The sequence below is a fragment of the Serratia sp. DD3 genome (genome assembly GCF_000496755.2).
The window spans coordinates 323,021-338,230 of record NZ_AYKS02000071.1 but is presented as its reverse complement, the minus strand read 5'-3'; the positions used below and the strand labels follow the sequence as shown (position 1 = coordinate 338,230).

Sequence of the window (15,210 nt, the reverse complement as noted above, 5' to 3'; positions counted from 1 at the left end):
ATGACGGGTATATACCCAAGTTCAATGAAGTTGCAGGTAGGCGGCAACTGAGGGAAGCCCCAGGAGCTTACACGAGTAAGTGACTGGGGTGAGTAAAGGCAGCCAACACCGCTGCAGTTTCATTGGCGACGGGTATAGTTTGATTGATGGCGGGTATCAACCTTACCCGCCTCAGTTACTGAGCCTGACCCACTGCTTACTCTGTAAAAACATGCGCCAAACCAAGAATACTCAGGTTAATGTGAGCACCAACATCAAGTCCTGCGCGGCTGATAGTTTTAACTTCCAGGATTTCGTTACTGTCGTTCATCTGTAACGTTACGGTAGTAATAAACCCGGCGAAGTCGATATGGGTGATCGTTGCCTGAGAATCTGCCAGTTGCGGGGTTGGCTCGAGCAGCACTTGTTCAGGCCGTAACATAATACGACCTGGCCCACGCTGTTGAATATTGTCCACCGCCACTCGGCCGAGAACACACTCGGCAACGCCCGCTGCCAGTTGTGCAGGCAGTATCAGGGTATCACCAAGAAATGTGGCGGTGGGTTCATCTACCGGGTGGAGATAAAGATCTTTGGGGGGGCCCACTTGGGTTAAACGACCATTGCGCATAACCGCCAACTGGTCTGCAAATGAGAGCGCTTCAACCTGGTCATGGGTAACCAGAATAGTGGCGATACCTGCTTCAGACAGCAGTTCAGTCACGGCTTTACGGGTGGCTGCGCGCAATCCGGTATCCAGTGCCGAAAAAGGTTCGTCAAGCAGCATCAGCGTGGGCTGTTGTGACAAAGCCCGGGCCAGAGCGACTCGCTGTTGTTGCCCACCGGAAAGTTCGTGGGGCCAGAGCTTGGCAAGCCTGCGGTCCAGGGCGACCATATCCATAAGCTTATCAATGTGATGCTGTTTTTCTCGTTTGCTGCCTTTCAGGGCAAAGCCGATATTACCTGCCACGGTAAAGTGCGGGAACAAGGCGCCATCTTGTGGCACAAAACCGATCCGCCGTTGATGAGCGGGGATCCAGACTTTTTCCGCCGCCAAGGTGTTGCCTTGTAACTGAAGCTCACCAGCATCAGGGGCTTCAAAACCGGCGATAATTCTCAGCAGTGTCGTTTTACCCGAGCCGGAAGGGCCAACGATAGCCGTTCTACTCCCTTCAGCCACTTGCAGGCAGATATCATCCAGAATTTTAACCCCATGATAAGATTTACCAATGTGATGTAGCGACAGTGTGTTCATAATCCTGCTGTACGTTTAGATTGAGAGTAAAGAAACCAGGTCAAGGGCAAGGACAACAGCACCATGAGAGTGGCGTAGGGGGCTGCGGCAACATAGTCTATTTCGCTGGTTAATGCCCAGAACCCGGTGGCCAACGTGCGAGTGCCATTGGGGGCCAACAGTAATGTCGCGGTCAGCTCATTGGTGATAGCTATAAATACCAGTGCCGCCCCTGCCGCTGCACCGGGGGCGGCCAAGCGCAACGTGGTACTGAATAGCGCCTGCAACGGTGTTCGCCCGAGGCTGCGAGCCACATTTTCCAGTTCAACCGGGGCTTGTGCGATACCTGCTCGTAGATTGATCAGCGCTCTTGGCATAAACATCAGTAGATAGGCCAACAGTAAGGTGATTTCTGTTTGGTAAATGGGGCGAATAGCATGAATAGTGATCGTTACCAGCGCCAGGGCGACCACAATGCCGGGTAAGGAACTGGTGATATAGTTACACGCCTCCAGTACCCGATAGAGTTTGGACGGATAACGTATCGAGAGCCACGCTGTTGGAATGGCACACAGGGTAATGATCACCGCACCACTGGTGGCCAGCGTCAGTGTCTGCCAGATGGCTGGCCAGAGCTGAGGGTTATTCCAGACGGCAGTACCCCCTAACAGCAGCCAGCGAGATAGCGTGATAAAAGGGACACCCAGCGCCAATACTGTGAGCGTGATGGGTAATAGTAGGCACAGCCAACCCATTGATGGGCGAAGTGCGTACAGGTATTGACGGCGAGCACTACCAGAACCCACTCGGGCGTACCGTGTTCGGCCACGGCTGGTGGCCTCAATCAACAGCAACCCCAAGCAACAGAGCGCCAGAACACCCGCCAGCATATTGGCTGCTGGCCCATTAAATGTTGACTGGAACTGGTCAAAAATCGCCGTGGTAAAAGTATCAAAACGGATCATGGCATACAGGCCATACTCTGCCAGTAAATGTAAGGCAATCAGTAATGCCCCCCCCCAGATGGCCAGTTTAAGCTGTGGCAGGATCACCCGAAAGAATACCACCCGAGGGCGGTTACCCAGCGAAGTCGCCACGTCTTCAATCGCCGGGTCAAGACGCCGTAATACGGCGGCTACGGGGAGATAGATAAACGGAAAGTAGGCGAGCACCGAGATAAATACCCCAGCAGCCAGCCCATGCATGCCGGGTACCAGGCTTATCCAGGCATAGCTTTGTACAAACGCCGGGATCGCCAACGGTAAGATGGCGAGAATAGCCCAGAGCCGACGCCCCGGTAGTTGGGTTCGCTCTGTCAGCCAAGCTAGCGTGACCCCCAAGAAGGTGCAAATTGGCAGGGTAAAAACCACCAATAACAAGGTATTAACCAGTAATTCGCCCACCCGGGGGCGGAAAACCAGTGCTTTGACTGTTTGCCACCCGGTGTCAATGGCGATCCCCAGAACAAATCCCAGCGGCAGCAGTGCTAATAGCGCAAACAGGACTGCGGTAATCACCAACCATAATGGCGGGTGTTGGTGGGGCGTATGAACGTTATTATTCGGCATCGCTTGGGTGATATCTGAAAAGGTATTTGATGACATTACGGTTAAAACACGCTGCACCACAGGGTCTGTGGAGTGGCAGATAGGGATGATTTTTCTCCACTATCGGCCACTTGATACATTGGGAAATTAACACCTTAAGTAGGCAATGTAATGCGCCTGAATGCTGGTTGGTGGTTATAGCAAACCGGCTTCGGTCATTAATTCCACCACTTTCTTGCTGTTCAGATTAGCAGGATCCACCGCGGGTGCGTCCAGATCTTTGAGTGGTGTTAATTTAGGGTTGGATGCTGCTCCTACGCCAACGGCATACTCAAACGCATTATTAGTGCGCAACATCTCTTGCCCTTGTTTACCGGTGATCCATTTTACAAATGCTTGTGCTTGCTCAGGTTGTTTACTGGATGCAAGAACGCCAGCACCAGAAATGCTCACGAAAGCGCCAGGGTCCTGGTGTTTAAAGTAATGCACTTTGACATTTTTGCTGTTTTCACCGGTCTTGGCACCATCGACAAACGGATAGTAATGATAGATGACACCACTGTCGATTTGGCCCGCGTTGACGGCTTTCATCACGGTATTATTACCTTTATACGCGGTGAAGTTGGTTTTCATCGCCTTTAGCCATTCTCGGGTGGTTTCTTCCCCTTTTAAGTCGAGCAATGCACTGACGATCGCCTGGAAATCTGCACCAGAAGGGGAGGCGGCCCAGCGGCCTTTCCATTCAGGTTTGGCTAAGTCCATCAATGAGGCTGGTAACTCGCTGCTGTTGATCTTGGCCGGGTTATAAACAAACACCGTAGAGCGAGCAGCAATGCCGATCCAGTGACCATGATCTGGGCGATATTGTGGTTCAACCTGTGCCAATGTGGTGGCATCAAGTGGGGCAAACAGTTTGGCATTATCCACCAACACCATGGCGGGGGAGTTTTCAGTCAAGAACACGTCTGCTGGCGAGGCTTTACCCTCTTGAACGAGTTGATTACCTAACTCGCTGTCACCGCCGTTACGCAATGTGACCGGAATACCGGTTTCTTGAGTAAAGGCATCTACCCAAGACTTAACCATACTTTCGTGCTGGGCGTTATACACCACGATCCCTGGATTTTTTGCTTCAGCATAGGCAGAGAATGCCGATACTGTCGAGCAAGCGAAGAGAGTTAAAGCCTTCAGAGCGGTGAAACGCGACTTCATATCGTGGTCCTTTTAGAGTTCATGGATGAAAGAGGTGAATCGCTAAAAGCGTAGACTTGACAATTGTATCTAAAATCATCGCGAATGATAGTGAAAACTATTCGCATTACACTTTTTTTGCGTTAGATCAATAAAACGCTTTTTCTGGGGCGTTGACGAGGCGTGTTACTGGGGAGGACCTGGTTTTAGCTAACGCAGGGGGCATGAGCGGCTGGTGAGCACAAAAGGGTGTGACGGAAAGGCTAATCTTCAGACTGCTAATGAGGGGCTGATTATCTGTAACTAGCTTGCATTAGTTAGAGTATAAAGGCCGTAATCTCTTCCGAGATTACGGCCTGTTAAATGCAATTAGGATCGTTCAATCGATCCTAAACGGAGAGATTAATCTTCTTCCGATGGATAGATAACATACTCAAACGGATTGTTGCTGTTATCCCTAGGCGTTTTACTGTTTACATTCGACGCTGGCGTTGGACGAGCATTGACCGTGCCCGGGATAATTTCAAAGTCCGGCGTGAATCTGGTCAAGGTACCTTTCAGCTTGCTATAGGCTGAACGATCCCCCTCCATCTTCACTTTTCCTTCTTTTTCCAGTGCTTCAAATGTGGTCGCGCCCATCATGACGTTGTCCAGATCGGTACGATTAAGGGTAATGGTTAAAGTCGGATTTTTGGCCTGATAATCGGCAATATTAGTTAAGGTTGCATTACTCATCTCTATCAAGTAACGCTCCTTGTTATCCGGTGTGACCAAATTAATGGTAAAGCCCATGCCCTCGGCCTTTTTGCTGTCCATACTGATCCCAAGGAAATCCAGCCATAATGAGGTTGGCATGGCGCGAATAACATCTGGGCCAGTTGTTCTCGGCGGTAAAGCTTGCGGAATACCGGTGCGTAACTCATAAGCACCTTGCAAGAAGCTGTTACGCAAACTGGTACTTTCTTTCTGGTAACCCAGTTGTTCGTAAGCATCAGCCAGCAAATTACGCGCATCCTGATTTTTCGGTTCGGCGTAAACCAGTTTGTTGAGGATTTCTGTGGTTTCCAGATATTTGCCTTGTGCATTAAGCTCCTTGCCCTTGGCCAGGATCTTCGCGGCTCCACCCATCATTTCGACATACAAAGGTGCCGACTCACGTGGTGATAGTGGGGTCAACGTGGCTGGGTTACCATCCCAATAACCAATAAAGCGGTTGATGATGGCTCGGGAGTTATGTTCCTCAGAACCGTGGTAACTGCGTGCTGCCCATTGACGCTGCAAACTGGGTGGCGCCTGATAAATATTATGAATTTCATTGATAGTTACGCCTTGGTTAGCGTAATGCAATACTTGGTTATTCATGTTGGCGTACAGGTCACGCTGGGCACGCAACACTTCTTTAATGCGATCATTCCCCCAACGCGGCCAACTGTGTGAGGCAAACATCACCTGTGCATCATCACCAAATTTGTGTAGGGCTTTGTTAATCTGTTTTGACCAGTTGAGGGCATTACGCACTGGTGCGCCACGTAAAGTATAAATGTTGTGGATAGTCCCCGTGACATTCTCTGCTGCCCAGAACGCTTTAAACTGCGGGAAGTAGGTGTTCATTTCTACGGGTGCTTCAGTATCTGGCGTGTTCTGGAAGACCATTTTGACGCCGTCGATGGTGATCTCTTCAAAGTCGTTCTTGATAAAACGGTTCGGCACCAGCAGGCCGGTGTTACCGACAGCCACATTCTTACCGATCGCCTGGTCCACATGACCAAACGGGCTGCGATCTAACAAGACCGCATATTGATACTGGAACCGGCGGGCCATGGCGTTACCGGCAAACACGTTCTCGGAAATAGCCGCCTCTACAAAGCCTTCTGGCGCAATCAGCGGTATTTTACCGCTGGTGACATCAGCCTCACTCACGACACCACGAACCCCACCAAAGTGGTCTCCGTGGGAGTGAGAAATCACAACGCCCACCACGGGGCGCTTACCCAGTTTTTCATTAACAAATGCCAGACCTGCCGCCGCAGTTTCACGGGTGGTTAGTGGATCAAAAATGATCCAACCGGTATCACCTTTAATAAACGTCATGTTGGCGAGGTCAAAACCGCGAACTTGGTAGATACGATCGGGTACCACTTCATACAGGCCATAAGCCATGTTGAGGATTGCTTGACGCTGTAGAGAGGGGTTGATACTGGTAAAATCTTTACCTTGCAGCAGGAATTCATAGCTGCCCATATCCCAGGCGACATTCCCAGCATCTGCCATGATCTTGGTAAAGGTGGGTTTAGCGATGAAACCCTTTTGTGACTCTTCAAAATCACGAGTATCTTCAAAAGGTAATGATTTTTTTGCCTGGTTGTACAGGTCAACAGTAAATTGGGACGGTAGTTTACCTTGGGGATGGAAATGCACATCGGGGTTGCTGGTCTTGATATTGGTAGGCCCGCCATCACCGGCAGCATAAGCGAGGTTGAAGGTATTAGCCGCGATGATGATGGCGGTAAACTGTGCAATCTTACTTAATTTCATAGAGTGATCCTTAAAAACGATTTAACCATTGTGATGTTATTTTTAACTAATGCAGTGAACAGGTTTTACCAGGCAATACCTACCCCGGTATAAAATCCTGATGTTGCTACATCATAAATAAAACCGTCATTCTGATAATTGATAGCGACATAGCGATAACCTAGCTTACCAATCACGTCAGGACGAAAGGCATAGTTCACCCCACCAAGGAGTTGCCATGTCAAGTTTGATCCTGAACTGGCCCCCCCGATGTCGGCATAGCCAACAACACTCCATTGCTGATCGAAACGATGTGTAACCCGAACCCCTGCGTAGGGATCAACCCAACTTTTGCGCTCTGAAAAACTCTGGGAGATAGAGGCACCAGGAAACAGTGGTGATGCGAGTTGTGCGTCTATATCCCAACTGACGATGTTATAGCGCAGCCCTGCCAGCGCATCTACGGTAGTTTGACCCTCGATGGCTCGGTAATAACCGGCAGCAGAGTACTGCTGCTGAGTCACGTTACCGTCTGCTGACAGGCTGATCAGGCCATTAGGGCCAGAAATACCGGCATTGTCAGAGACTCTAAGATAAATACCATCCAGTAATAAGCCCCAGCGATTATAGCGCGCTTCAAAAGCCGCCATTCCACCGATATCCATACGATCCCAGATGTCAGAAAAGCTCTGATCGAATGACTGCCCGTCGCCAGGGCCTCTCTCTACACCGAGGGTGCCACTTTGACCAGTAGCCCAAATATAAGGTGTAAATTCAAAGTGCCATTGATCGGCATTGACATCGTTTACTGCGGCTTGAGTGAGAGGGACGAATGAAGAAGAGAGTCCTAAAATCAACGTGAAGCAAGCTATCCTTTGCCGACAATTATCTTTATTACTCATCTGACTTTTCCTGTTTAAAAAATGCCCAGAATAAAAAGGCACAATATATTCAAGGGATTGTTTGAGGTGAGAATAGGTAACCCGTGCAATCCTCGATATCACCGTGATACTTTTTGCTGGCTGGCTGGCTGGCTGGCTGGCTGGCTGGCTGGCTCGGTTGGATATATTCTTGGATTAGTATAGCGTTCCGAAATGGTTTCTGCGTAACTCTAACCCCTGCTCCCATAGCAGCGATCTGATTGTCATGAGGGTGTTCTAGGCGATATGCCTGTGCTGTTTCGACGATAGGTACCAAGATCTGTATTATCCTCTTTCCCATGGTACTTTGGGTATCAAGGCTATCAGCCAGAAACTGAACGACTTATAGTCGTCAATACTAGGGCTCATCTTTAATGTCATATAGATCTCATAAGTCGTGATTGCTGATATTGGTACTTAGTCCCTTTTAAAGTCCCTTTTTAACGGCCCCGAAGTCTACCTTGTTTGAGATGATTAAAAGGAGACATAAATCATATTTATGCAATGGACCTTGGGTAATATCTCTTATGAATGAGTTGGGCTGGAGGTACAGTGCGGTTTTTTCGGGTTTTCATGGCGGAGACGCAGTAGTTTGACTAACAGGCATGCCTTCCAAGGTTATTCGGCAAATATCGCCATTGGAGACGATCAGTTTGCGGTATCAACACCTTGAAAGGCAGCCGTTGAGTTTATCCATTCTTACGCGGCGGTAGGGTTTTCCGCAGATCTTCCGGGCTAATTGACGCGACGATATTCCCGGGCGGCGGCATTTTGAGAATGTGGCTTTTGATTTTACCCATTACGTGCATTTCACACGGCTTGCAGTTAAAACGCAGCGTCAGCACTTCATTGCCATGTACCAATTGCATCGGCGTTGCCTGCCAGCTTTTGATATTCCCTTTTGCCTGTTTCGGACAGAGGTTAAAGGCAAAGCGCAGGCAGTGTTTGGTGATCATCACCGGCACATCGCCCTTCTCTTGGTGCGCCTCATAGGCTGCATCAATAAGCTTAACGCCGTAGCGCTGATAAAATTCACGTGCCTTATGGTTATAAACGTTGGCGAGGAAGGTCAGGTGGGTTTCCGGGTAAACGGGCGGCGGTGAGGATACCGGCTTGCGGCTACCGCGCGGGTAAGCCGCCAAGCGCGCAGCATCAAGCAGTTCGACTGTTTCACGACGCAGTTGATTCACCTGGCTGTTCGGCACAAACAGCATGTTCGACAGATTGATCACCACATCGCGGGCATAATAAATCGTTTGCCCCAGTTTCGTGATGCCGTCCTGCAGGTTACTCCGTGCCTTTTCCGCGTTTGCGGCTTCGGTAAAATGGCTTTCAAGGGTATGGGTGACACTCACGCCATCTTCACTGGTTATGGTGAGGATCAACTGCTCTTGCCAGCCGCCAAGTTCAATATCTACGGCAATGCGGCGCTCGCTGGAGGTTTTCAGTAATGCTTGCTGCCAGTTGTGGTCAAGATTGCGGTTAATTATCTGGTGTGGGCGCACGCTATGCAGTTCTGCTGGCATTTCGTTCGGCCAGATGCGATAGCGATTTTCAGCAGTTTTCTCTACTGTATTGACGCGAAAGCCCACCACTTCACGCTTGATCATCACATTAAGCCCATCCCCATTGGTCAGCGGCTCAGTGACTTCCACATCCAGATGATCTTTGCTGACCTTCAGCACCTCTCCCACCGGCAGGCCGATAAATTTGGGGGAGTCAAAAGCACCGATATCGCTTTTACGGCCATTGACGAAGTAGTCAGTGCTGCCACGGTGGAAGGTTTTGTCCGTTGAAGGAATAAAGAAGTGTTCGGTATGGCCTGCGGAAGAGCGAGCCAAGTCACTTCTGTCTTCGATGATTGCGTCGAGCATTTGGCGGTAGTGCGCCGTAATGTTCTTCACGTAGCTCATGTCTTTATAGCGGCCTTCGATTTTGAACGAACGCACCCCTGAGTCAATCAGCGCTGCCAGGTTGGTGGTTTGGTCGTTATCTTTCATCGAGAGTAGATGTTTTTCATAAGCTACTACGCGCCCCTGATCGTCTTTCAAGGTAAACGGCAGACGACATGCCTGCGAGCAGTCGCCGCGGTTAGCGCTACGCCCGGTCTGGGCGTGGGAAATATAGCACTGGCCGGAATAAGCCACACACAGGGCACCGTGAATAAAAAACTCAATGGTTGCGTCAGTGGATTTATGGATCTCTTGAATTTGATCAAGAGTCAGTTCCCTCGCTAGCACGATCTGGCTAAAGCCCACATCGGAGAGGAATTTTGCTTTTTCGATACTACGGATGTCGCACTGAGTACTGGCGTGCAACTCAATCGGCGGCAGGTCCAGTTCCAAAATCCCCATATCTTGCACAATCAGCGCATCTACCCCATGGTGATAGAGGTCAGTAATCAACTTTTGCGCCGGTTCCAGTTCATCATCATGCAGAATCGTGTTCAAAGTGACGAACACCTTGGCGCCATAGCGATGGGCAAATGGCACCAGTTCTGCGATATCGCGCAGGCTGTTACTGGCATTATGACGGGCACCAAACCCAGGGCCACCAATGTAGACGGCATCCGCACCATGCAAAATTGCTTCGCGAGCGATGGCGGTGTCACGGGCTGGGCTGAGTAGTTCAAGATGATGGTGTGGTCGGCGCATATAATCGTCGTTATCCGTTATGGTCAAAGCAGCGGCTATTGTAATCAGAAGTGAAACTGGACGAAAACATTTTCAATCTGTATGGCGAGAGCGGTACAGGCAATAAAAAGGGAGCCTTCAATGCTCCCCTTGAGGTTAGCTTATTTCTCTACCCGTTTCCCTTGTGCATCCACCACGCGTTCGCCATCTTCTTTGGTGAAGGCACCGCGTTGTGCTTCGGGCAAAATATCCAGCACCAATTCAGAAGGGCGGCACAGTTTGGTTCCCAATGATGTGACCACAATTGGGCGGTTGATCAGGATGGGATGCTGCAGCATAAAATCGATCAGTTGGTCATCGCTGAAGTTATCTTCTGCCAGCCCTAGCTGCTCATAAGGCTCAACGTTCTTACGTAATAATGCCCGAACGGTGATCCCCATATCAGCGATCAGCTTCACCAGCACATCGCGGCTGGGGGGTGTTTCCAGGTAGAGAACAACTGTAGGTTCCGTACCACTGTTACGAATTAATTCCAGCGTGTTACGCGATGTTCCACAGGCCGGATTATGATAAATAGTCACATTGCTCATCGTGGTGATCTCTCATTGAAACGCCAACCGGTTATACCTGCTGGCGAGGTTGTTTAAAAACATTAAAGGGATATCGATAATCGCAGGGCCAATGCCGCCAGCGTGACCAATAGCACCGGGATCGTCATAACAATCCCCACCCGGAAGTAATATCCCCAGGTGATGGTCATATTTTTTTGTGATAGCACATGCAGCCACAGTAAGGTAGCAAGACTACCAATAGGGGTAATTTTCGGCCCTAGATCGCTGCCGATCACGTTGGCATAAATCATTGCCTCTTTAATCACACCGCTGGCGGTGCTGCCATCAATTGACAGCGCCCCCACCAGAACGGTGGGCATATTGTTCATGATGGAAGAGAGGAACGCGGTCAGGAACCCCGTGCCCAGTGTGGCTACCCACAGCCCTTGCTCGGCGAATTGGTTCAGCAACGCAGAAAGGTAATGGGTCAGCCCGGCATTGCGCAGGCCGTAAACCACCAGATACATGCCCAGCGAGAAGACTACGATTTGCCAAGGCGCACCACGCAGTACTTTGCCGGTATTGATGGCATGCCCTTTTTTGGCGACAACGAACAAAATCAGCGCCCCGACGGCAGCGACCAGGCTGACGGGAACACCCAGTGGCTCCAGGGCAAAGAAGCCGACCAACAGCAGAACCAGCACCAGCCAGCCAGTTTTGAAGGTGTTCAGGTCGCGGATGGCCTCTTTCGGCGCTTTTAGCAGCGACAAATCGTAAACGGCGGGTATCTCTTTGCGGAAAAACAGGTGCAGCATCACCAGTGTAGCCGCAATCGCCGCCAGGTTAACTGGCACCATCACCGCCGCGTATTCAGTGAATCCGAGGTTGAAGAAATCCGCCGAGACAATATTCACCAGGTTCGACACGATCAACGGCAAGCTGGCGGTATCGGCAATAAAGCCCGCCGCCATCACAAAGGCCAAGGTCGCGCCACGGCTGAAACCCAGCGCCAGAAGCATGGCTATGACAATCGGCGTGAGGATTAATGCTGCCCCATCGTTGGCGAACAATGCCGCTACCGCTGCCCCCAGCAGGATGATATAGGTAAACAACAAACGGCCACGGCCATTGCCCCAGCGCGCCACATGCAAGGCCGCCCATTCAAAGAAGCCTGACTCATCCAGTAACAGACTGATGATGATCACCGCAATAAAGGTGGCGGTGGCATTCCAGACAATTTGCCAGACCACCGGAATATCATTGAGATGAACCACGCCAGTCAGTAACGCCAGTACGGCACCCAGTGTAGCGCTCCAACCAATGCCCAACCCCTTGGGTTGCCAGATAACCAATACAATGGTTAAGACAAAAATAGCTCCTGCCAACAACATAACGCCTCCAAAAGGGCAAGGGCGAACCCTTGCCCTGAAAAAATGATCCTGAGTTAAACTCCGCCAGCCAACAGGCTCAGACGGGCAATACCGATTGGCTCCTCTTCCTGCAGAGGAATAAGAGCCAGGCGTGAAGCCAGTGAGTCTCTGACTTTTTTAATCTGTTCAACTTCATGCGATGCACGTAATTGCAACAGCGGTGATGATGTGGTCGCAGCAACCAGGCTGTTATTGATAACCCATGCCCAAGGTTCAATACCTGCGCGGCGCAGGTCTTTCTGCAGGTTGGCGGCTTCCAGCACCGGAGTGGTTTCAGGCAGCGTCACCAATAACACTTTGGTTCGTTTTTCATCCTGCAATTGCATCATCGGGGTCAGGTAATGGCCACTTTCCCCCATACGTTTGGCGACCTCACGGTGGTAGGCACCGGTAGCATCCAACAGTAGCAACGTATGGCCGGTCGGTGCCGTATCCATCACCACAAAGCGCTTGCCTGCTTCCCGTATCACGCGGGAAAAAGCCTGAAATACCGCAATTTCCTCAGTACAGGGGGAGCGGAGATCTTCTTCCAGTAACGCCTTACCTTGTGCATCCAGATCCTTGCCTTTGGTGGATAAAACATGCTGACGATAACGTTCTGTCTCAGCCAGTGGATCTATCCGGCTAACCATCAGGTTCGGAAGTTGCCCATGCAAGGTGTTCTCGAGATGCGCGGCGGGATCAGACGTGGTCAGGTGGACATCCAGCCCTTTTTCCGCCAGTTTTACTGCAATTGAGGCGGCCAGGGTGGTTTTGCCTACGCCACCTTTCCCCATCAGCATGACTAAACCGTGTTCATCAGCAGCTATTTCCTCAATCAGTGTGGACAGCGTGGGTAACTCGGGTAATGCTTCGGTCATGTGAGGTGTTGATGCTGAACGTAGGACTTCGCTGTTTCCCAACAGTTGGCGTAGCGCATCAGTTCCCACCATATTTACCGGTTGCAACATCAAATCATCCCTGGGCAATGCGCTGAGAACGTCGGGTAACTCACTCAAAGCCTGCTGCTCACGTAGATACAATGCACTGGCTAGTTTGTCTGCCTGAGCTTCAGTTGCGGGCAATATCCCATTGATAACGAGAAACTGGTTACCTAAGCCGACTTGGGCCAGTTCGTGATGGGTTCTGGCGACTTCAGCAAGTGTTGATTTTTGCGCCCTGGCAACCAGTATCAAGCGGGTTCTTGCTGCATCAGATAAGGCCTGTAATGCTTGGGCATAGCGATCACGCTGCTTTTCCAAACCGGCCAGCGGGCCCAGACACGAAGAGCCTTCTGGGTTCTTGTCGATAAAACTGCTCCAGGCACCGGGTAGCTGCAACAAACGAATGGTGTGCCCGGTGGGCGCAGTATCGAAAATGACATGATCAAAATTATTCAGCAGGGCGGCATCAGTCAATAAACCGGTAAATTCATCGAACGCGGCAATTTCAGTGGTACAGGCGCCTGACAATTGCTCTTCGATACTGCGAACCACCTCCTCTGGCAGGAGACCTTTCACGGGGTCAACAATACGGGAACGGTAAAGTTGAGCCGCCGCCTGAGGATCAATTTCCAGCGCAGATAATCCTGGCACGGTTGCGATCGCGGTAATCTGGTTACCAATAGACTGATTAAACACTTGGCCGACATTCGATGCCGGATCGGTGCTGACCAGCAAGACGCGTTTACCGGCATCAGCCAAGGTAATCGCACTGGCACAGGAAATGGATGTTTTACCGACACCGCCTTTCCCGGTAAAAAAGAGGAAAACGGGTGGGTTTTGTAAGAATTTCATGGCGTTCCCTCTATGCGTTGATTAACAGCAAGGCGTTGATTAACAGCAGGACGTGTTACCACCACAGCAGTTTTTGGGTGCGATGCTGGTGATTTCCAGCGGCAGTTTGCACCAGCGAGCCAGGTCAGCACGGGTAGGGTAACGCCCTGCCATGACAAATTCACCATCAAGCAAAAGTAACGGCAGTCCTTCAGCCCCTGAATTTTCAAGGAAGTTTTTGACTAGTGCATTGTTGATAAAGGCCATCGGTTGCTGGGCCAGGTTGTAACGAGCAACGGTGACACCACGTTTTTTGAGCCAGTCAACATCAGCAGAGAAGGTGACCAAGGCTTGGTCAACGTCAGTACCGCATACGCCGGTACTGCAGCAGAGTGCCGGGTCATACACTGAGAGTGTTTTCATCTATACCGTCCTTCCGTTATTAAATCAGTTTGTCGTACTACCCTATCAAATGTAATAAAACAGATATGAAAGCGTCAGTTTTTTAGTACATCAAAGACAAGCGGCCTTGCCGCTCATTGTGCCATTACCTCGTGCAAGCAAAACGATTTGGTCTTGTTGACTGAGGTAGGCTTGCTCAATCACGGCGGCAGCCCAGGCCGGAATATGTGGAGACAGGCGATAGTGGATCCACTTTCCAGCACGGCGATCCAGTAACAGCCCGGACTCTCTCAGCATGGCCAAGTGCCTGGAAATCTTGGGTTGAGACTCATCGAGGGTGTTACAAAGCTCGCAAACACACAGCTCACCAGACTCTCGGAGCAGTAGAATGACATTCAGGCGGGTTTCGTCTGACAGGTTTTTGAAGAGCTGTAATGGGGTAAGTGTGGTCATGGGAGCTCCAAGACGGAATACTGCGGTTATCTTAAGACTCTTAAAGTCAAAGTCAATAATACATTTGATTATTCATATATGTTATCAAGTGACGGGATCGTAAAGAAACGGGGGGTGCTGTCATAGAGGTCGATGACAACGGATAAACTCAAAGGCTGCTCGTGACCACCGGTCTATCTCACTACCGCCAGTGTTCAATTTGTTGATTTTTAACTTCCGTTTTGCCAAGGGGTTGCCAGTATTGGCGGGATGATGTTTGCTCTGCTCCTACTGGCCGGAACGATTCGATTTATCCAATAAAGTAGTTGTGAATCCAATCACATTTACTCGAAATACTCATAGACAAATTTATCCATTATAATAATGTAATGCTACGTTTAATGAGGGCTGATATATTATGATTACCTTAAAAGAGACATATATAACCCCGAAATGGTTTAACATTGACTATATGATCGTCAATCATCGCCCTTGATCTTCCTCGCCCTACCATAAACATATAAGTAAAACTGGATTCGCCGTAATCTGTTTTGCTTGTCATGCTATTAATAATTTAAATTTCACGAAGGCAGCAGAAAAGTAAACTCTTAATTGGGTTGGCT

General features: G+C 50.1%; 12 protein-coding genes. 1 reads left to right on the top strand and 11 read right to left on the bottom strand.

Annotation, left to right across the window (positions count from 1 at the left end; genetic code table 11):
* Positions 1-196: 196 nt before the first annotated feature.
* From IO95_RS14010 to IO95_RS13955, 11 genes are all read right to left on the bottom strand, one after another.
* Entirely contained in the window at positions 197-1,234 is a 1,038-nt protein-coding gene (locus IO95_RS14010) for an ABC transporter ATP-binding protein (RefSeq protein ID WP_023488918.1), read from the bottom strand.
* Positions 1,231-2,781, bottom strand: a complete 1,551-nt coding sequence (locus tag IO95_RS14005) for an iron ABC transporter permease (protein WP_023488919.1) — start codon at positions 2,779-2,781, stop codon at positions 1,231-1,233. The genes IO95_RS14010 and IO95_RS14005 overlap by 4 nt, the downstream gene beginning before the upstream one ends.
* A gap of 174 nt (positions 2,782-2,955) precedes the next feature.
* Positions 2,956-3,972, bottom strand: coding sequence for an iron ABC transporter substrate-binding protein (locus IO95_RS14000; protein ID WP_023488920.1), 1,017 nt, complete (start codon positions 3,970-3,972; stop codon positions 2,956-2,958).
* A 381-nt stretch (positions 3,973-4,353) separates the two neighbouring features.
* Positions 4,354-6,486, bottom strand: a complete 2,133-nt coding sequence (locus IO95_RS13995) for an alkyl/aryl-sulfatase (protein WP_023488921.1) — start codon at positions 6,484-6,486, stop codon at positions 4,354-4,356.
* A gap of 65 nt (positions 6,487-6,551) precedes the next feature.
* The gene (locus IO95_RS13990) at positions 6,552-7,367 is read right to left on the bottom strand and encodes a hypothetical protein (protein WP_051791237.1); all 816 of its coding nucleotides are present in this window, start codon (positions 7,365-7,367) and stop codon (positions 6,552-6,554) included.
* A gap of 707 nt (positions 7,368-8,074) precedes the next feature.
* A complete protein-coding gene (locus tag IO95_RS13980; protein WP_023492187.1) occupies positions 8,075-10,039 on the bottom strand; it encodes a U32 family peptidase in 1,965 nt (654 codons plus the stop codon).
* Between the two features lie 140 nt (positions 10,040-10,179).
* Entirely contained in the window at positions 10,180-10,608 is a 429-nt protein-coding gene (gene arsC, locus IO95_RS13975; RefSeq protein ID WP_023492188.1) for a glutaredoxin-dependent arsenate reductase, read from the bottom strand.
* 62 nt (positions 10,609-10,670) lie between these two features.
* The gene (locus tag IO95_RS13970) at positions 10,671-11,960 is read right to left on the bottom strand and encodes an arsenic transporter (protein WP_037385693.1); all 1,290 of its coding nucleotides are present in this window, start codon (positions 11,958-11,960) and stop codon (positions 10,671-10,673) included.
* 53 nt (positions 11,961-12,013) lie between these two features.
* A complete protein-coding gene (arsA, locus tag IO95_RS13965; protein WP_023491705.1) occupies positions 12,014-13,774 on the bottom strand; it encodes an arsenical pump-driving ATPase in 1,761 nt (586 codons plus the stop codon).
* A 39-nt stretch (positions 13,775-13,813) separates the two neighbouring features.
* Complete coding sequence (arsD, locus tag IO95_RS13960) at positions 13,814-14,176, bottom strand: arsenite efflux transporter metallochaperone ArsD (RefSeq protein ID WP_023491704.1); 363 nt, start codon at positions 14,174-14,176, stop codon at positions 13,814-13,816.
* Between the two features lie 90 nt (positions 14,177-14,266).
* Positions 14,267-14,608, bottom strand: coding sequence for a metalloregulator ArsR/SmtB family transcription factor (locus IO95_RS13955; RefSeq protein WP_023491703.1), 342 nt, complete (start codon positions 14,606-14,608; stop codon positions 14,267-14,269).
* 397 nt (positions 14,609-15,005) lie between these two features.
* Between IO95_RS13955 and tnaC the strand changes: the two genes are divergently transcribed.
* The gene (gene tnaC, locus IO95_RS26510; protein WP_072011683.1) at positions 15,006-15,083 is read left to right on the top strand and encodes a tryptophanase leader peptide; all 78 of its coding nucleotides are present in this window, start codon (positions 15,006-15,008) and stop codon (positions 15,081-15,083) included.
* Positions 15,084-15,210: the final 127 nt, after the last annotated feature.